15 protein-coding genes and 1 pseudogene are annotated in these 17,103 nt (G+C 71.8%); 8 read left to right on the top strand and 8 right to left on the bottom strand.

The genetic code is table 11. The annotated features are described in order from the left end of the window. Positions 1–29 precede the first annotated feature (29 nt). Positions 30–590 (bottom strand): TetR/AcrR family transcriptional regulator, encoded by a 561-nt coding sequence (locus IF28_RS0124375; protein WP_030224129.1) that lies wholly within the window; start codon positions 588–590, stop codon positions 30–32. A gap of 72 nt (positions 591–662) precedes the next feature. Between IF28_RS0124375 and IF28_RS0124370 the strand changes: the two genes are divergently transcribed. Beyond that, complete coding sequence (locus tag IF28_RS0124370) at positions 663–1,712, top strand: zinc-binding dehydrogenase (RefSeq protein WP_030224127.1); 1,050 nt, start codon at positions 663–665, stop codon at positions 1,710–1,712. Here the strand turns inward: IF28_RS0124370 and IF28_RS0124365 are convergent. After that, positions 1,709–1,978 carry a hypothetical protein gene (locus IF28_RS0124365; protein ID WP_051713864.1) on the bottom strand — a complete coding sequence of 90 codons (270 nt, stop codon included), beginning with the start codon at positions 1,976–1,978 and terminating at the stop codon, positions 1,709–1,711. The two genes, IF28_RS0124370 and IF28_RS0124365, sit on opposite strands and share 4 nt — an antisense overlap. An 89-nt stretch (positions 1,979–2,067) precedes the next feature. Between IF28_RS0124365 and IF28_RS0124360 the strand changes: the two genes are divergently transcribed. Together IF28_RS0124360 and IF28_RS0124355 are read left to right on the top strand one after the other, a co-directional pair. Beyond that, positions 2,068–2,604 carry a GNAT family N-acetyltransferase gene (locus IF28_RS0124360; RefSeq protein ID WP_030224124.1) on the top strand — a complete coding sequence of 179 codons (537 nt, stop codon included), beginning with the start codon at positions 2,068–2,070 and terminating at the stop codon, positions 2,602–2,604. 451 nt (positions 2,605–3,055) lie between these two features. After that, a complete protein-coding gene (locus tag IF28_RS0124355) occupies positions 3,056–4,375 on the top strand; it encodes a PP2C family protein-serine/threonine phosphatase (RefSeq protein ID WP_078621386.1) in 1,320 nt (439 codons plus the stop codon). Between the two features lie 256 nt (positions 4,376–4,631). Here the strand turns inward: IF28_RS0124355 and IF28_RS0124350 are convergent, their stop codons facing one another. From IF28_RS0124350 to IF28_RS0124330, 5 genes are all read right to left on the bottom strand, one after another. Continuing rightward, entirely contained in the window at positions 4,632–5,591 is a 960-nt protein-coding gene (locus tag IF28_RS0124350; RefSeq protein ID WP_030224120.1) for a DUF1152 domain-containing protein, read from the bottom strand. Between the two features lie 91 nt (positions 5,592–5,682). Then, positions 5,683–6,825: an acyl-CoA dehydrogenase family protein gene (locus tag IF28_RS0124345; RefSeq protein ID WP_030224118.1), complete on the bottom strand. Its 1,143-nt coding sequence runs from the start codon at positions 6,823–6,825 to the stop codon at positions 5,683–5,685. A gap of 38 nt (positions 6,826–6,863) precedes the next feature. Then, entirely contained in the window at positions 6,864–7,484 is a 621-nt protein-coding gene (locus IF28_RS0124340; protein ID WP_030224113.1) for a TetR/AcrR family transcriptional regulator, read from the bottom strand. 36 nt (positions 7,485–7,520) lie between these two features. Then, positions 7,521–9,341 carry an AMP-dependent synthetase/ligase gene (locus tag IF28_RS0124335; protein ID WP_030224112.1) on the bottom strand — a complete coding sequence of 607 codons (1,821 nt, stop codon included), beginning with the start codon at positions 9,339–9,341 and terminating at the stop codon, positions 7,521–7,523. A 162-nt stretch (positions 9,342–9,503) separates the two neighbouring features. Beyond that, positions 9,504–10,172, bottom strand: a complete 669-nt coding sequence (locus IF28_RS0124330; protein WP_030224110.1) for a TetR/AcrR family transcriptional regulator — start codon at positions 10,170–10,172, stop codon at positions 9,504–9,506. A gap of 138 nt (positions 10,173–10,310) precedes the next feature. Here IF28_RS0124330 and IF28_RS0124325 point away from each other — a divergent pair, with 138 nt between their 5' ends. The 4 genes and pseudogenes from IF28_RS0124325 (at position 10,311) to IF28_RS0124305 (ending at position 15,353) form a co-directional block, all read left to right on the top strand. Next, complete coding sequence (locus IF28_RS0124325) at positions 10,311–11,534, top strand: oxygenase MpaB family protein (RefSeq protein ID WP_030224108.1); 1,224 nt, start codon at positions 10,311–10,313, stop codon at positions 11,532–11,534. 65 nt (positions 11,535–11,599) lie between these two features. After that, complete coding sequence (locus tag IF28_RS0124320) at positions 11,600–13,894, top strand: molybdopterin cofactor-binding domain-containing protein (protein WP_030224106.1); 2,295 nt, start codon at positions 11,600–11,602, stop codon at positions 13,892–13,894. A gap of 17 nt (positions 13,895–13,911) precedes the next feature. Beyond that, positions 13,912–14,388 carry a (2Fe-2S)-binding protein gene (locus IF28_RS0124315; protein WP_030224103.1) on the top strand — a complete coding sequence of 159 codons (477 nt, stop codon included), beginning with the start codon at positions 13,912–13,914 and terminating at the stop codon, positions 14,386–14,388. Between the two features lie 21 nt (positions 14,389–14,409). Next, positions 14,410–15,353, top strand: a pseudogene (locus tag IF28_RS0124305) (porin PorA family protein). Here the strand turns inward: IF28_RS0124305 and IF28_RS0124300 are convergent. Further along, positions 15,302–15,727 (bottom strand): hypothetical protein, encoded by a 426-nt coding sequence (locus IF28_RS0124300; RefSeq protein WP_051713863.1) that lies wholly within the window; start codon positions 15,725–15,727, stop codon positions 15,302–15,304. The pseudogene IF28_RS0124305 and the gene IF28_RS0124300 sit on opposite strands and share 52 nt — an antisense overlap. A 100-nt stretch (positions 15,728–15,827) precedes the next feature. On the opposite strand from IF28_RS0124300, the gene sigJ reads away from it, so the two are divergent. After that, positions 15,828–16,775, top strand: a complete 948-nt coding sequence (gene sigJ / locus IF28_RS0124295; protein WP_051713862.1) for an RNA polymerase sigma factor SigJ — start codon at positions 15,828–15,830, stop codon at positions 16,773–16,775. Positions 16,776–17,103 lie beyond the last annotated feature (328 nt).

Here is a 17,103-nt window from a genome sequence, read left to right as displayed (position 1 = left end):
CAGAGCTGGTGCCGGGGTGCGTGCGATGTCTAGCCGGCTCGTACGAGGGCGCGTGCCAGGTCGGTGCTCGCGGACAGGGTGCCGGGCAGGAGCGGCTGTGTGGCGAGGGCGCCCTCGTGGAGCACGAGGAGCCGGGTCGCGAGAGTCGCGGGGTCCGGGCGGTGCGCGGCGGTGGCGAGTTCCTCGAACAGGTCCCGCAGCCAGTGCTTCTGGGCGGCGGCGACGGCATGGGCGGGATGCGCGGGGTCCGGGATCTCGGCCAGGGCGTTGATGAACGCGCATCCGCGGGTGTTGGTCTCGCTCCAGGTCCGCAGGGCCGTGAAGGGGGCGGTGACGGCCTCGACGGGGCTGTCGCAGGCGTCGACGGCGGCGCGGACGAGTGCACGCCAGCGCTGGTCGCGTTCCATGAGATACGCCGCCACGAGATGGTCCTTCGAACCGAACCGGTTGTACAGCGTCCGCTTGGTCACGCCCGAGTGCTCGGCGATCAGGTCCACGCCGACGGCGGTGATGCCGCGGTGGTAGAAGAGCTCCTCGGCGGCCGCCACGATACGGCGGCCGGCCGGCGTCATGGGCCGTGCTTCGCGCATCGGGCGCCCCTTCACTGGTCGGTGTACGGTGGCAGGAGTTCACAGATCAGTATACCTGTGGAGGGTGAGGCGATGACTACGCCCGAGATCATGCGCGCGGTGCGCGCCACCGCGCACGGTGGGCCGGAGGTACTGGAGCCGGCGGAGGTGGCCGTGCCGGTTCCGCGGCCGGGCGAGGTGCTGGTCAGGGTCGGTGCGGTGGCGCTGAACAACACAGATCTGTGGACCCGGGAGGGGGCCTACGGCCGTCCGGGAGCTCCGACGGCCCGGTCGGGCTGGCGGGGCCCGCTCGACTTCCCGCGTATCCAGGGCGCGGACGTCGCGGGCCGGGTCGCGGCGGTCGGCGCGGGCGTGGACGGGAGCCTCGTGGGGCTGCGTGTGGTCGTCGACCCGGCGATCTACGACGGTGACGGGCCGGACGCCAATCCGGTGGGCCTGATGGGGAGCGAACGCGACGGCGGTTACGCGGAGTATGTGACGGCGCCGGCGGAGCGTGTGCACGACGTGACGGAGTCGCCGCTCACGGACGACCAGCTCGCGGCGCTGCCGACGGCGTACGGCACGGCGCTGGGGATGATCGAGCGGGGCCGGCTGCGGGAGGGCGAGACCGTCCTGGTCTCGGGGGCGTCCGGCGGTGTCGGGCTCGCCGCCGTACAGCTCGCGCGGGCGCGTGGCGCGAGGGTCGTCGCGATGAGCAGCGGAACCAAGATCGACGCGGTGCGCGAGGCGGGCGCGCACGAGGTCGTCGACCGCGCCGGGGACGTCACCGGGCAGATCCGCGCGGCCGCCCCGAAGGGCGTCGACGTCGCACTCGACGTCGTGGCCGGAGAGCTGGTGGGTGAGGGACTGCCGCTGCTGCGCGAAGGGGGCCGGTGGGTCGTCGCGGGCGCCCTCGGCGGGTACGACGTCGCCTTCGACGTACGCCGTCTCTATCTGCACAACGCGCAGGTGATCGGTTCCGCGATGCACACGCCGGCGCACTTCGCTCTGCTCATGGACCTGGCTCGTCAGGGCCGGGTACGGCCCGTCATCGCCGCGGTCTTCCCGCTGGCGCGGGCCGCGGCGGCGCAGGAGGAGCTCGCCCGCAGGAGCCATGTGGGCAAGATCGTCATGCGTCCCTAGGGGTTCTGTCCGAAACGCCGCGCGAGCTCGCGATGTCTGTCCGCGGCCAGTTTCCCCTGGTCGGCGCCGATGACCGAGCCGGGCGCAGCACTGAGACGCTCGACCTCCCGCGCGAAGCGCAGGTGTTCGCGCCCGGCGTGCTCGCGGCAGGCGAGGCAGGTGACCCGGTCCGGACGCCCCGAGGTCATCGCGTACGGCACCCGCAGCCCGCAGCCGGCCGTGACGGAGCCCGGCAGATCACCGACGAGGCCGAACGCGGACGCCATGGCATCCTGCGGGCCGGACCGCCGTCACGGCAAGGCGTCGGGGACTTATTCGTTTGCGACCGGCCGATCCGTTCGGATAGGAAGCACGCATGTTGAGCGGCAGCAAGGTCGGGCTCAGGGCCCGGCACGAGGACGACATCCCGGTACTGCGCACCGAGCTCTACGACGACGTGGCCAACGCGTCACGGGCCGAGGCCGGACCCTGGCGGCCGGTCTCGCCCGGTTCGAAGGACCCCCGGCTCTTCGTGGACGACGAGGAGCAGGGCCGTGTCCCGTTCTCCGTCGTGGAGTTGGACGGCGGCTCACTGATAGGCACCGCCAACCTGTGGGGCATCGACACCCACAACCGGAACGCGCACATCGGCCTGGGGCTGCTGCCGTCCGCCCGAGGCAAGGGTTACGGCACGGACGTGGTCGCGGTGTTGTGCCACTACGGCTTCGTCGTGCGCGGTCTGCAGCGTCTGCAGATCGAGACGCTGTCGGACAACGTCGCGATGCTGCGCTCCGCCGAGCACAACGGGTTCGTCCGCGAGGGTGTGCTGCGTGCCTCGGCCTGGGTGATGGGCGAGTTCATGGACGAGGTACTGCTCGGGCTTCTCGCCCGGGACTGGAAGCCGAACCCGTAGGATCCTGCAGCCGCCGCAGCGTCTCGGACAGTTCCCCGATACGGGCGTCGACGGTGTCGAGCGCCTCCTGCAGCATCCGCGCACGTGCCTCGAGCAGGGCGGCCTCCGTCGCGAGGGACACACCGGCGGCGGCGAGCTCGGGCTCCCGGGGCGTCATGCGCCCCTCCCCGGCGCGAGCCCGCCGGGGCATCGGTGGTCGCCTGCTGTGGACATACGCGCTCCCTTCGCCGGAGCCCGGGTCGTTGCCGCGGGCCCCCGTCACCGCATTGACCGGGCAGCGGACCGGGCTGTGACAACCGCGTGCGGATGGGGCGTGCCGCGTTCGGAGTAATGGGCGGGCGGCGTTCGCCGACCGTGTCACGCTGGGTGCTTGTCCGCTCACGGTCGAGTCGGGAGGCCGGGTGTACCGCTCGTGTGGAGCCCGGTTCAGCACACCGGGCAGGCGTCCGCTGTGAACGGCGGAGGGCAGCCGGAGGTCCCCGGCCTGCGGCCCGGCACGGGGCTGGAGCAGGTCGGTGCGCGGTTGCGGGCCGTGACCGATGCCAAGGAGCGGCTGCAGGGCCTGCTCGATGCGGTGCTGGCCATCAGCAGGGAGCTGGATCTGTCGGTGGTGCTGCGCCGTATCGTCACCACGGCGATGGAACTGGTCGGCGCCCGCTACGGGGCCCTGGGGGTGCTGCACGAGTCGGGCGAGCATCTCAAGGAGTTCATCACGGCGGGGCTCACGGAGGACGAGCGCGCCGCGCTGTCCGGGGTGGAGTTCCCGCACGGTCGGGGCGTGCTGGGTCATCTGATCCACCATCCCGAGCCGCTGCGCCTCCTCGACATCCCCTCGCATCCCGCCTCGGCCGGGTTCCCGCCCGGCCACCCGCGCATGCGCACCCTGCTGGGGGTCGCCATCAGTGTCCGCGGCGAGATCTACGGCGACCTCTACCTGTCGGAACGCGAGGACGGGCGGCCCTTCGACCGGAGCGACGAGGACATCGTCGTCGCCCTCGCCGGCGCCGCCGGTATCGCGATCGAGAACGCCCGGCTGTTCGCGCAGGTCCGCGACAGCGCCGAGACCTTCCAGCGGCTGCTGCTGCCCACCCTGTCCGACCTGGGCCCCTTCGCCGCGGCCGCCGTCTACCGGCCCGCGGCCGAGCCGAACCGGCTCGGCGGGGACTGGTACGACGCCCTGGTGCTGCCCGACGACTCGGTCGGCGTCATGATCGGTGACGTGGGCGGTCACGACCTGCGTGCCGCCGCCGCGATGGCGCAGGCCCGCAGCATGCTGCGGGCGCTCTTCTACGACCGCCGCACCCCGCCCAGCGGGGTTCTCACCCAGCTGGACCGCACGCTGCACGCCACCGCGGACATCCCCGTCACCACGGCGTGTCTGGCACGTGTGGAGCCCGGGGAATCCGGGTGGGTGCTGCGCTGGAGCAGTGCGGGGCATCTCCCGCCCCTGCTGATCGGCCCGGAGCTGGAGACGGAGTACCTGTACGCCGAACCCGGCCTGCCGCTCGGGGTGAGCACCGGGGAGCCCCGGCCCGATCACACGCGGGAGCTGCCTGCGGGTTCCGTGCTGCTGTTCTTCACCGACGGGCTCGTCGAACACCCCGCGCATCCCATCGACGAGGGCCTGGCCGCGCTCGCCGGGCTCGCCGTCGCCCACGCCTCACTGCCGCTGCCGGATCTCGTGCGGGCGCTGGCGGACCGTCATCCCGGTGACGGCCGCGACGACATGGCGGTGCTCGCCCTCCGCGTGCCGCTCGGACCGCCCGCCTGAACCGTCCCGGGGCCGGAGGTCACCGGTCCCCGGGACGGGCACGTTCAGGACTGCGGCCGCTTGCCGTGGTTGGCGGGGTGGTTGCGGCGTGCCTTCTTCTTGCGGCGCCTCTTCGAGGACATGTGCGTCTCCCTCGTGTCGTACGGCCGTGAGACCGGGTCTCACCCGAAGGTCCCGGACCGGCACACCGCGCCGGCCCGCCCCGCCATTGTTCCGCAGGGCGGCACGGCCCGCGACTCGCGCTCCGGCCGCCGGTTCAGTGGGGAAAGGTGCGGGGCGGGCGGGGCACGACGGAGTCGCGGAACTCGGCTATGCGGGAGTGGACTTGACGTATGAGGTGGGTGTCCTCGATGCGGTCGAGGTAGAGGCACCTGGCTGCCAGGCCCGGCAGGTCGAAGGCGAAGTACAGGGACATCAGCGGGTTGACGAACAACTCGCCGCCCCGTGTGCGGTCGGTGAACCGGACGTCCCCGAACGCGCCGCGCACCGCCGCCGCGATGGACCCGTTCACGATGCTGGGGTGGTCGGGGGTGTGCTCCTGGGCGTGTGCCACCGCGTCCAGGTACAGGGCGCCCTCCCGGGTGGCGCGGGGTATCGAGAACGCGCCCAGGTAGGCACCGTCGCGTTCCAGGGCGGCGATGTTCTGCAGCACCTGGACGTGGTTCACCCCGTGGTAGGCGTCCACGCCGAAACCGACGGACACCACGAACCGGTCCGGTACGCCGTCCAGCGCGGCCAGCGCGGCCACGCTGGCCAGGTCCTCCTCCGGTGTGCCGAGACCTGCCTCGTCACCGCGCAGCAGGATGTCCGTCCCCCCGTCGACCAGCACCACGGCGTCGATGCCGTGCCGTTCGATGAGTGCCCGGTAGGCGGCGCGCAGCGGGCGGACTCCGGTCTGCGGGAAGGCGTACACGGTGTCCGGATAGCCGTGGACGCGCAGCCACCGGGCGAGGGTCCGCTCGGGGAAGTAGCTCTGGTGCGGGGCGGTTTCGGGCGTGACGACGGCCAGGTCCTCGGCGGCCCAGGCGTCCGGCGGCAGGCCGGCGAGTGCGCTGAAGGAGAGGTTCGCGAGGTGGACCTCCTTGTTCTGGTGCAGGAGGGAGAGCGCCAGGGGCAGGCCGGAGTAGATGTCGAAACCGCCGCCCGCGCCCGCGACGAGGATCCGCGTGGAGCCGGCGAGCCGGGTGAGGAGAGGGTTGGTGTGGAGTGACGTCACGACGGTCATTGTGGCCGGTGACCGGCCCGGCCGCTTCCGGCTTTCCGCGCGGTCCGGTCCGGGGTCCGGCGCACCGTGACGCCCGCGGTGTCTACAGTCCGTAGGTCCTGCCGATGATCTCCCGCTGGATCTCGCTCGTTCCGCCGTACACCGTGGAGACGACGGTGGAGCGGAGCAGGGCTTCCATGCCGTACTCGGTGGCGTAGCCGTAGCCGCCCATCATCTGCATGCCCTCCAGGGTGATGTGCTTGGCGAGTTCGGTGCACTTGAGTTTGGCCATGGACGCCTCGCGTGCGAACACCCGGCCGGGTTCGGCGTCGATCGCGGCACAGACGTCGTCCAGGAGCAGCTGTGCGCAGGCGAGTTCGGTCGCCATGTCCGCGATCCGGTGCTTGAGCACCTGGAAGGAGCCGATGGGGCGGCCGAACTGCTCGCGCTGGCGCACATAGGTGAGGGTGTCGTCGAAGGCGCGCCGCGCGACGCCCAGCATCAGGGCGGCGAGGATCATCCGCTCCAGGTTCAGTCCGGCCATGAGCTGGGCCCAGCCCTCGCCGGGAGTGCCCACGACGGCGGAGTCGGGCAGGAAGCAGTCGGTGAGGTAGAGGTCGTTGACGTCCTTGCCGCCCATGGTGTCGATGCCTCTGATCCGCAGGCCGTCAATGCCGGTCGGCACCATGAACTGGGTGAGTCCGTCGTGCTTCCCGCCGCCCTGGCCGGTGCGGGCGATGAGGAGGATGTGGTCGGCGAAGTGCGCGTTGGAGCACCAGGTCTTCTGGCCGTTGATCACATAGCCGCCGTCGGCGCGTTCCGCGCGGCAGGCGAGGGCGCCCACGTCGGAGCCGGCGCCGGGTTCCGACATCGAGATGGCTTCGACACGGCCGTTGACGACGCCTTCGAGCACGGTGCGCTTCTGTTCCTCGGTGCCGAACTTCTCGTACGCCGCCGCCGCGATGACGGTGGTGCCGAAGCCGCTGATGGGCGCCAGTCCGTAGGAGGTCTCCTGAAGGAAGAGGCAGAGGTCGGTGATGCCCTGGCCGGCGCCGCCGTACTCCTCGGGGACCGCGATGCCGAGCCAGCCGAGTGCCGCCATCCTCTCGTAGAGCTTCTGGTTGTGCTGCTCCTGGCCGTCGTCGGTCAGTTTGTCGCGCTGTTCCTTGGTTCCGCACTCGCGGCGGCAGAAGTCCGCGATCGTCCTGACCAGGTCACGGCGTTCGTCTGAGAGGACTCGTGGCATGACGCTCTTGTCTCCTTGGCGCGGTTGTCAGGGTGTGCTCAGTCGTCCCGCAGGGCGGGGAACACGGTGTGCACGAGGTGGAGCACCGTGCGGGTCAGCATGACGTGCAGATCGCTCCGGCCGAGGGTGCCGCGGACCAGCCATTCACGGGAGGCGGCCTTCAGCATGCTGCTGTGGGCGCGGATCATCGCCCGGAGTTTCTCCCGGCCCTCGGTGATGTCGGCCATCATGGCGGCCTCGAGGACCCGGTCGGTGGCGATCTCGTCGGCCTCGAGCATGATCCGGTCGATCTCCGGGTCGTTGCCGAGGGCTTCCAGGCCGATGGCGGAGAGCCACATCTCCCGGTTGCGTTCGACGACTTCGAGCCACCGGTCGACGCAGATCGACACGCGTTCCTCGGCGGTGGTCGGCGGCAGCCGTTCGGAGACGGAGGCCGGGACCACCATCATCTGCCGGACCACCTCCAGGTAGAGCTGCCGTTTGCTGCCGAAGTAGTGGCTGACCAGGGCGCGGGCCACGCCGGCTTCGGCCGCGATGTCCGAGAGGGACACCGTGCTGTAGCTCCTGGCCCCGAACTGGCGGCGCGCGACGCCGAGGATCTCGGCCCGCCGGGCGTCCGGCTCCATACGGCGTCGCCGGTCCTGGCGCTCAACGCCCATGTGGTGGTGTCCTTCCGTGGTCCCGGGCGGTTCCCGCTAGGGCGTGTACATCGCCTCGATGGTGGCGGCGTGGAGTTCGTCGATCGCGCGGCGCCGCAGGCTCAGTTCGGGCGTCAGCTCGCCGGTCTCGGTGGTCCAGGGTCCGGCCAGGACCCGGTGGTTCCTGACCTGTTCCTCGTGGGAGAAGACCACGTTCGCCTCGGCCACCGCCCGGTCGAGGGCTTCGAGCACCTCCGGGTCGCGGCTCAGCGCGTCCGGGCCGGATACGGTGATGCCGCGGGCCCGCGCCCAGGACGGAGCCGTCTCCTCGTCCAGGACCAGCAGCGCGGTGAGATGGCGTCGGCGTTCTCCGATCACGACGGCGTGGGCGACCAACGGGTGGGCCCGCAGCAGGGATTCGATCCTGGCCGGGGCGATGTTCTTCCCGCCGTCGGTGACGATGATCTCCTTCTTGCGGTCGGTCACCGTGACGAGCCCGCGGGAGTCGACGGTTCCGACGTCGCCGGTGGGCAGCCAGCCGTCCGCGTCGGTCGCGGACTCGACGGTGCCGTCGGCGCGCAGATAGCCGGCGCAGACGACGGGGCCGCGGACGAGCAGTTCCCCGTCGCCGGCCTCCTCGACCTCGATGCCCGGTCCCGGCCGGCCCGCCGAGCCGGGCGCGAACGCGCCCGGGACGCTGATCGTCGCCGCGCCGGTGGTCTCGGTCAGGCCCCACACCTCGTACACCGGCAGTCCCACGCTCGCCAGGAACTCCTGGACGGCGGTCGGGACGGGGGCCGCGCCGTTGAAGGCCCGGTGGCAGTCGTCGAGCCCCACGGCGGCCCGGAACGGGCGCATCACCTGTGTGTCGAGCTGTTCCAGCGGCCCGGTGAGCTCCGCCGGGAGGTCCGTTCCCTCGGAGCGCAGCCGGTGCACCTCCAGGGCGGTCCCGCGGGCCTGCGCGACGGGCTCGGCCTGCTCCGCGGGCAGGGCCGCGAGCTCCGCCCGCAGGGCGGCGGCGATCTTCTCCCAGACTCGGGGGACGCCGAAGAAGACCTGTGGGCGCACCGTGCGGAGTGCGGGCAGAAGCCCGCCGGGTGCCGGGCAGATCGTGACATGGCCGGCGTCGCAGACCGGCATGTGGATCCCGAGGACGCGCCCGGCGACATGCGCCGGCGGCAGGTACGCGAGGGACCGCGGGTGCTCGGGGAGGGGGACGAGCTGTTGCTGCATCAGGCACTCGTGGATGACGTTGCGATGGGTGAGCACCACGCCCTTGGGATCGCCGGTCGTGCCGGCGGTGTAGGTGAGGGCGAGCGGCCGGTCGGGGGTGACGGCGTCGGTGAGCGCCTCGAACGCGGCGTCGTCGGGCGCGGTGGCGCCGCGTACGGCTGTGTAGGCGACGAAGCGCGGGTCGCCTGCGGGAGCGGCGTCCCAGTCGAGTACGACGACGGCGCGCAGGTCCGGCAGGTCGTCCAGGAGCGGCTGCCAGCGCCGTACCTGCTCCTCGCCCTCCAGGAGGAGGACGGTGGCGGCGCTGTGCCGGGCGAGCACGCCGATCTGCTCGGTGCCCATCGTGTCGTACGTGCTGCAGGGCAGGGCTCCGGCGTGGACCGCGGCGAGGTCGGCGATCCAGTGCTCCGCCCGTGCGGACATCGCGATGAGCATGCGGTCGCCGCGCTCCAGTCCGAGGAGCGTGAGGCCGCGGGTGAGGGCGGCGACCTCGGCGCGCAGCTGCGACCAGGTCAGGGTTCCGGCGTCCGGGCCGATGCCGGTGGTCAGCGCCGGGCGCTCGGGGTACTGCTGGGCGTTGCGACGCAGTAACGCGGTGATCGTCAGCCCTTCGGCGGACGGGTGCGGCTGTTCTGCTGTGGCCACGGCGGGCTCCCTCCCTCGCGAAGCGTGAGCGGACTCTGAGCGGTCCTCACAGTGAACGGCTATTGGCCCGGAGTCAATAGGCCGTGCCCTGCTCGCTGTTCCACCGATGCGACTTGGCGACCGTGCGGTTGGCGGGTATTGACGCATCGCCAACAGGAGTTCTCAGCACGGTTCGAGCATCGGCACCAAGAACCGCCTGGCCACCGCGCGCAGTCGCTCGTCGTCGTCGAGGTCGATCACCTGGCTGGGGATGACGAGGAAGGAGGCGGAGACGCGGACCATCATCTCCGCGACCAGGTTCACGTCCACGCCGTCGCGGACGTTGCCCGCGCGCTGCTCCTGGCGCAGCCGGGAGGCGACGAACCGCTGCACCACGGCCAGGGTGTGGCCCCCGTCGGTGGTCATGGACGGTACGACCGCGTCCGGCTCGGCGGCCATGAGACCGCCGATGAGCCGGTTGCCGCGGATGGCCCGCAAGGAGCTCACGAATCCGAGGACGACCCGGTCGGCCACGGTCTCGGCGTCCTGGATGTCCACCATGAACCGGTCGAAGTAGCGCCGGAACTCCCGCCGTACGACCTGCTCGACGAGCCGGTCCTTGGTGGTGAACCGGCGGTAGACGGTGATCCGGGAGACGCCGGCCCGCCCCGCCACGTCCGCCATGGTCGAGCGTCTGACGCCCATGCGGCAGAACAGGTCACGGGCGGCGTCGAGCAGACGTTCCGTCATCTCGTCGTCCCGTCCGGCACCTTCCACGGCCTCGGTGAACGCGACCTCCAGGACGGAGGGGTCGCCGGACGGCCTCATGAGGGCCGACAGGACAGGTTCCACGATTGCCTCCCCGATTCTGCGCGGCCTCTGGCGCTCACGTCACGCATGTGCTCCCCTGTTGAAACAACGGAGCAGCATCTGTTTCATCGTATCAACTCACGCAGCACCGCCACAGAAGTCGAGGAGGAGTGCGCAGCGATGGACGGACTCAGCAGGCGCAGGATGCTGGTCGCGGGCGGGACCCTGGGGGCGTTCGGGGCGCTGAGCCTGGCGTCACCGGCCCGCGCGCGGTCCCTGTGGACGTGGTCGCCGAGCGGTTCGGTGGCCGGCACGGGGGCGGGCGTCGACCCGGAATGGGTCTGGGACGAGGAGGTGGACCGGCTGGTCGCGGCCGTGATCGACCGCGGCGACACGGCCAAGGCCAACGAGGCGCTGCGCAAGTGGACCCGCAACGACCAGCCGCTGCCGGCCGGACTCCCCGCCGACCTGCGCGACTTCATGGAGCACGCACGGCAACTGCCGTCCTGGACGGACCGGAACAAGCTCACGGCCGCCGCCCGGTTCACCACGAAGAAGGGCATCTACACCGGGGCCCTGTACGGCCTGGGCAGCGGCCTGATGAGCACCGCCATCCCCCGGGAGGCACGCGCCGTCTACTACTCCAAGGGCGGCGCGGACATGAAGGACCGCATCGCCAAGACGGCCCAACTCGGTTACGACGTCGGGGACCTGGACGCCTACCAGCCCCAGGGCGGCATGATCGTGACCGCCGTGAAGACCCGGGTCGTGCACGCGGCCGTACGGCATCTGCTGCCGCAGTCCCCGGGCTGGACCCGGACCAGCGGCGGCCAGACGATCCCCATCAGCCAGGCCGACATCATGGTGACCTGGCACAGCCTGGCCACGTTTGTCATGCGCAAGCTAAAAGACTGGCGGGTGCCGGTCACGACCGCGGAGTCGGACGGCTATCTGCACGTGTGGCAGGTGACCGCGCACATGCTCGGCGTCCGGGACGAGTACATCCCCGCCACCTGGGCCGAGGCCGACGCGCAGTCCCGGCAGGTCCTCGACCCGATCCTGGACTCCACCCCCGAAGGCATCAACCTCACCGACGTCCTCCTCGACATCGTCGCGGAACTCGACGCCGGCCTCACCCGGCCGCTCATCAACGGCTTCGCCCGGTACACACTCGGCGACCGGACCGGCGATCTGATCGGGCTGGACCGGGAGCCGTTCTGGCAGCCGCTGATCAGCGCCGCCTGGCCGCTGCTGGTGGCCTTCCGCGAAGGGCTCATCCCGCTGCCGCTGATCCCCCAGGCCGCGTGGGCGCTGGAGGAGGCGCTGCGCAAGTTCGTCCTGCTCTTCCTCTCCGAGGGACGGGGCATCCACCTCGAGATCCCGGACACCAACCGTCCCACCTGAACCACGTCCGGCACCGGCGAAGCCGCCGGTGCCGGGGCCTCCGATCACGAACCCGAGTGGGGACGATGACGACATCGCACAGTGACGACAAGGCACAGCCCTTCGCCCGGCGCCGGTTCCTCGGATACGTACTGGCCGCTCCGACACTGGTGACCGCGGCCCAGCTCGTCCCCCCGTCCGAGGCACGGGCGGACATCCCCTCGCCGGAGATCACGGAACTGATCGACCTCAACGACGTGATGACGGCGGCGGCCCTGCCGACGTCCGGCCTCATCACGGTCGAGGTGAACCCGGACGGGACCGTGTCCTTCGCGCTGCCGAGGACCGAGGTCGGACAGGGCATCACCACGTCGACGGCCATGCTGATCGCCGAGGAACTCGGCATCCCCCTGCGACGGGTGCACATCACCCTCGCCGACGCACGGCCGGAGCTGCTGTTCAATCAGCTCACCGGCGGCTCGAACACGACGTTCTCGACCTACACCCCGATCCGGGTGGCCGCCGCCGTCGCCCGCGACCGGCTGCTCCGGGCGGCCGCGCGGGACTGGGGTGTTCCCGTCACCGAACTGACCCTGAAGGCGGGAGTCGTCGGCGGCCCCGGCAACCGGAGCGCCGGCATCGGGGAACTCTCCGAGAAGGCGGCGGGCGTACGGGCCGAGCAGGTGAGCGTGCGGCTGAAGCCGCGCGACATGTTCACCGTCATCGGAAAGCCGCACGGCCGGGTCGACGCCCTCGACGCGGTCACCGGACGCAAGAGGTTCACGATGGACCTGAACGTCCCGGACGCCCTTCCCACGATGGTGTGCCGGCCTCCGACCATCAACGGCAGGGTCGGCTCGGTGGCCAACCTCCCGGAGGTCCGGGCCATGTCCGGGGTCACGGACGTCGTCGTCATCCCGACCGGGGTGGCGGTACGGGCGACCACCTTCGGCCGGTGCATCGACGCCGTACGCGCCCTGCGGGTCACGTGGCGGCCCGGGAGCGCCGAGGGCAAGTCCGACGCGTCGGTGCTGAGGGAACTGCGGGCGGCCGAACTGCCGCTCGGACTGCCGCCGTTGACGCCTAGTGTGGAGGAGCGGTTCACCTTCCACTTCCGCAGCAACAGCGCGCTGGAGCCGAACTGCGCGATCGCCGACGTCCGTTCCGGCCGGGCCGAGGTCTGGTCGAGCCTGAAGGCACCGATCGTCGCGAAGGAGGCGATCGCCGCCAGGCTCGGACTGCCGCTCGGTGCGGTGACCGTGCATGTCACCGAAGGGGGCGGGTCGTTCGGCCGCAAGCTCTTCTTCGACGCCGCGCTGGAGGCCGTGGAGGTCTCCGAGAGGATCCGCAAACCGGTGAAGCTGATGTGGCACCGCGCGGACGACTCCCGTCAGGGGCGCACCCACCCGATGGCCACCTCGCGGGTACGGATCTCCTACCTCGGCGACACCGTCCTCGCCTACCGGCAGCGGCACACCAGTGTCGCCACCGACCTCGGCCACGGTCTGGGCGAGATCTTCACCGCCCTGGCGGCGCGGCTCCCGGTGGGTGACATCGGGTTCTCGGAGACGTTCTTCCAGCTCTCCCAGTCGATGCCGTACGACTTCGGGGTCAACAGCCGGCTGCTGAGCGAGACCGACAAGGGCTTCAACACGGGCAGCATGCGCAATGTGTACTCCCCCGACGTCACCTGCGCCCGGGAACTCCTCGTCGACCGGCTCGCCGCGACCATGGGAAAGGATCCCTTCCGGTTCCGGCACGACTTCCTGCGGGACGATCGGTTCCGCGCGGTGCTGGACAAGGCCGCCGAGGTGGGCGACTGGGGCAGGAGCATGCCGGCCGGCACGGCCCAGGGCATCGCCTTCCACTCGGAGTACCACTCCGCCTGCGCGGTCCTGGTGGAGATCGACTGCCGCCCGGAGACGGTCGGCCGTCCCGTCCGCGACGGCGTCGCCGGCCCGCGCGTCACCAGGGCGGTCGTCGCCGTGGACGTCGGCCTCCCCGTCAATCCGCGGGGGCTGGAGGCGCAGATGATGGGCTGCCTCATGGACGGCATCGCCCTGACCCTGACCTCCAGCCTGCATCTGGAGGACGGTCACTTCCTGGAAGCCAGCTGGGACAACTACTTCTACACCCGGCAGTGGAACACTCCGCCCGAGCTGAAGGTCGTCGTCCTGCCGGACAGCACCGGCAGGCCCGGAGGCGCCGGGGAACTGGGGGTGGCCGCGTCGATGGCCGCCGTCGCCTGTGCGTACGGCCGCGCCACCGGGACCATGCCGACCGTCTTCCCGGTCAATCACGGCACGCTCTCCTTCGAGCCCAAGCCCACCGTCCCGCCCGTCCCGGCGTCCCCCGTGGACGGCCTGGACCATGTCCGCTGACACACCAGGGAGTTCCCGTGCCCGAGCACACGTTCCGCCTCAACGGCGAGCAGGTCACCGTCGACGTCCCGGACGACGAGCGGCTCCTGTGGGTCCTGCGTGACGTCCTGGGCGTCACCGGGCCGAAGTACGGCTGCGGCATCAATGTCTGCAAGGCGTGCACCAGTCACCTCAACGGCAGGGCGGCCAATCCCTGCGCCATCCCCGTGAAGGAACTGCGTCCGTCGGACGAGGTGACCACCATCGAGGGGCTCCCGGCCACGGTGGGCGCGGAGCTGCACCCGATGCAGGAGGCGTGGCTCGACCTGGACGTGGCGCAGTGCGGCTACTGCCAGCCCGGCCAGATCATGGCCGCCGTCGCCCTGGTCCGCCGGGTCGGGGAGGAGGGCCGGACGATCACCGAGGCCGACCTGGACGGCATCCGCAACATCTGCCGCTGCGGCACCTACCCCCGGATCCGCCAGGCGATCAGAGCCGGCGCCGACCGCATGTGACACCCGTGACAGGAGGACACCGTGTCCGCTCGTCGTTCATCGATCGTGCTCATCACCCTGACCGTCGTCCTGGCCGCGCTCGCGGCGGTCGTACGCTTCGTCGTCGCCCCCGGACTCACCGAGCTGCCCGGTGACACCGACCTGACGGTGCGCTACGCGGGCAGGGCCACCATGCTGGACGACGAGGCCCTGCGGTCCGGGGACACCGCCCACGCGGTCAGGTCCGGCATCCCGGTCACCGTCGACCGGAGCCCAGCTCGAAGACGTACGCCGTCGACAGAGTCAGCAGGGAGGGGACGTCACCGCCGGACTCGACCGCCGTCGAACCCTCGCGGGGCGCGCTGAGTTCGGCCTTTCCGCCGGATGCCGCCCAGGACGACTCGTACACGTACTACGACTCGACGACCCGTTCCGTCGTGCCGGTCCGCTACACGGGATCCTCACAACGCCAGGGCCGTACGGTGAACGTCTACAAGATCGGCGTGTCGGCCGCGGTCAAGGACCCGGAGGTGCTCGGACCGCTGCCGCCCGCCCTGCCGAAGAAGCTCGTCGCCGCGCTGGTCCCCGGACTCGACGGCGGGGCCCGGGAACGGTTGACGCCCGAGGCGCTGTCCGCACTGCCGGACCCCGTCCCCCTCGCCTACCGGGGGGAGTCGACGCTGGTCGGTTACGTCGACCGGCAGACCGGCATCGCCATCGACCAGACGGTGGACCGGAAGGTCGTGGCGACCGTCCGGGTCGGCGGGGAGCCGGTCCCGCTGCTGCCGGTGTCCGCCGTCACGTTCGGGATCACTCCCGAAAGCTCCGAGGAGCTGGGCGACAAGGCCGCCTCGGCCGGCCTGCTGCTGACCCTCGTGACCGTCGTGGCCCCGCTCGTCCTGCTCGCCGTCGCCGCCGTGCCGCTGTCGGTCCTCTACCTGCGCGGGCGGAGACGGAGGCGTCCGGCGCCGGCCGCGTCCGCTTGAAAGCCCCGTGCCAGGGCCAGCACGCTCAGGCCGAACATCAGCACGCCCAGCGGGAGATGCACCGACGGAACGCGGGCGATGCCGAGGATCACCTGGACGGAGGCGAGTGCCAGGAACCCGCACGCGTGCCACACCGGCCGGGGCGAGCCGCCGCCGGGCTTCCACGCCAGCACCGCCGCGAGCACGTACAGCATCGACGCCCCGTACATCACCCGGGCTCCGGCGCTGTGCAGCGTCTCCCCGTGGGCGGACGTGAGCAACAGCCCCGCGGAGACCGCCTGCAGGAAGATGGTGAGGGTCTGCAGGGCGATCGCGATGCGCAGGAACGAGAGTCCCCGCTGCGTGTGGTCGGTCGTCGTCACCTCGGTGGCCATGTCCGGTCCCCTTTCCCGCCCTTGGGCTGCGGCTCGATAAGGTCTCGGCAGTTCGACGACGCGGGCACGCGAAAGGTAAGGCGAGGGGGCCACCGGAAGCATGGGGACTGTCCGCACCGGCACGGACGAGGCGGGCGAGCGCGGCCGGCTCGTCAACGTGGCCTACCGGTTGCTGGGTTCGCTGACCGAGGCGGAGGACGCGGTCCAGGACGCCTACGCACGCTGGTACGGGCTGTCCCCGAGCCGGCGGGAGGAGATCCGCTCCCCCGGCGCCTGGCTGACGACGGTGACCGGCCGCATCTGCCTGGACCTGCTCGGTTCGGCGCGGGCCCGCCGGGAACGCTACGCCGGCGCGTGGCTGCCCGAGCCGCTGCCCGACCGCGCCGAGTGGGACGTCGCGGACCCGGCCGACCGGATCGTCCTGGACGAGTCGGTGGGCATGGCCTTCCTCGTCGTACTGGACTCGATGACGCCCGCGGAGCGGGTGGCGTTCGTGCTGCACGACGTCTTCCGGTACCCGTTCGCCGACATCTCCGGCGTGCTCGGCCGGACCCCGGCGGCGTGCAAGCAGCTGGCGGCCTCGGCCCGGCGGCGGATCGGCGCGGCGCCCGCTCCGGTGCCGGCGGCCGGGAGGGCGGAGGTGGTGCGGCGGGTGAGGGAGGCGTGGGAGTCGAAGGACATCGCCGCCCTCGTCGGCCTGCTCGACCCGGCCGCGGTGATGACCGCCGACGGCGGCGGCCTGGCCGGCACGGCCCCGCGCCCGGTCGAGGGCGCCGCGCGCATCGCCCGGTACATGGTCGCCGTCGCCGAGCGGGCGCCGGGACTCGAACTCCTGGAGCGGTCGGTCAACGGCGTCCCGGGGCTGGTCGCCCGGCGGGCCGGCGGCGTCGAGACCGTCGCCTCGTTCGAGATCTCCGAGGGGCGGGTCACCCGGATCTGGGTGGTCCGCAATCCGGAGAAGCTGCGGCCGTGGACGCGGACGCCGGCACCGGACCCCGAGGCCGGCGTCGCAGCCACTCGTCGAGCAGGGCGGCCTCGGCCGCGCTGAGGCCGGGCAGCCCGGGCAGCAGGGTGCGGAAGGCCGCGACGACGGCCGCCGGGTCCTCGGCGGGCACGGCGGGCCCGTCGACGAGGACGGCGCGCGTGACCGCGTCGAAGGCGGCGTCGGCCAGCTGCGGATCGCGCCGCTCCGGCGGCTGGGTCAGCAGGGTGTGGACGGTTCCGACCCCCGCCGCCCGGATGAGGTCGACGGCACGTTCCTCGCTCACCCGCAGCCGCCCGGCTGCGGCGATCCTGTGTACGCGTTCGGCGAGCACCCGCACTCCCTCGAGGTGCGCCGGATTGCCGCGCGCGCGGTCGGGGTCGAGCAGCAGGCC

Origin of the sequence: Streptomyces sp. NRRL WC-3626, from assembly GCF_000718785.1 — a bacterium.
Classification (GTDB): domain Bacteria; phylum Actinomycetota; class Actinomycetes; order Streptomycetales; family Streptomycetaceae; genus Streptomyces; species Streptomyces edwardsiae.
This window is presented reverse-complemented; position numbering and strand designations above follow the sequence as displayed.

Excerpts from the sequence above, each read along its gene's own strand:
- IF28_RS0124370 (WP_030224127.1), top strand. The coding sequence starts at position 663 with ATGACTACGCCCGAGATCATGCGCGCGGTGCGCGCCACCGCGCACGGT.
- IF28_RS0124325 (WP_030224108.1), top strand. The coding sequence starts at position 10,311 with ATGGACGGACTCAGCAGGCGCAGGATGCTGGTCGCGGGCGGGACCCTG.
- IF28_RS0124360 (WP_030224124.1), top strand. The coding sequence starts at position 2,068 with ATGTTGAGCGGCAGCAAGGTCGGGCTCAGGGCCCGGCACGAGGACGAC.
- IF28_RS0124300 (WP_051713863.1), bottom strand. The coding sequence starts at position 15,727 with ATGGCCACCGAGGTGACGACGACCGACCACACGCAGCGGGGACTCTCG.
- IF28_RS0124365 (WP_051713864.1), bottom strand. The coding sequence starts at position 1,978 with ATGGCGTCCGCGTTCGGCCTCGTCGGTGATCTGCCGGGCTCCGTCACG.
- IF28_RS0124345 (WP_030224118.1), bottom strand. The coding sequence starts at position 6,825 with ATGCCACGAGTCCTCTCAGACGAACGCCGTGACCTGGTCAGGACGATC.
- IF28_RS0124320 (WP_030224106.1), top strand. The coding sequence starts at position 11,600 with ATGACGACATCGCACAGTGACGACAAGGCACAGCCCTTCGCCCGGCGC.
- IF28_RS0124340 (WP_030224113.1), bottom strand. The coding sequence starts at position 7,484 with ATGGGCGTTGAGCGCCAGGACCGGCGACGCCGTATGGAGCCGGACGCC.
- sigJ (WP_051713862.1), top strand. The coding sequence starts at position 15,828 with ATGGGGACTGTCCGCACCGGCACGGACGAGGCGGGCGAGCGCGGCCGG.
- IF28_RS0124375 (WP_030224129.1), bottom strand. The coding sequence starts at position 590 with ATGCGCGAAGCACGGCCCATGACGCCGGCCGGCCGCCGTATCGTGGCG.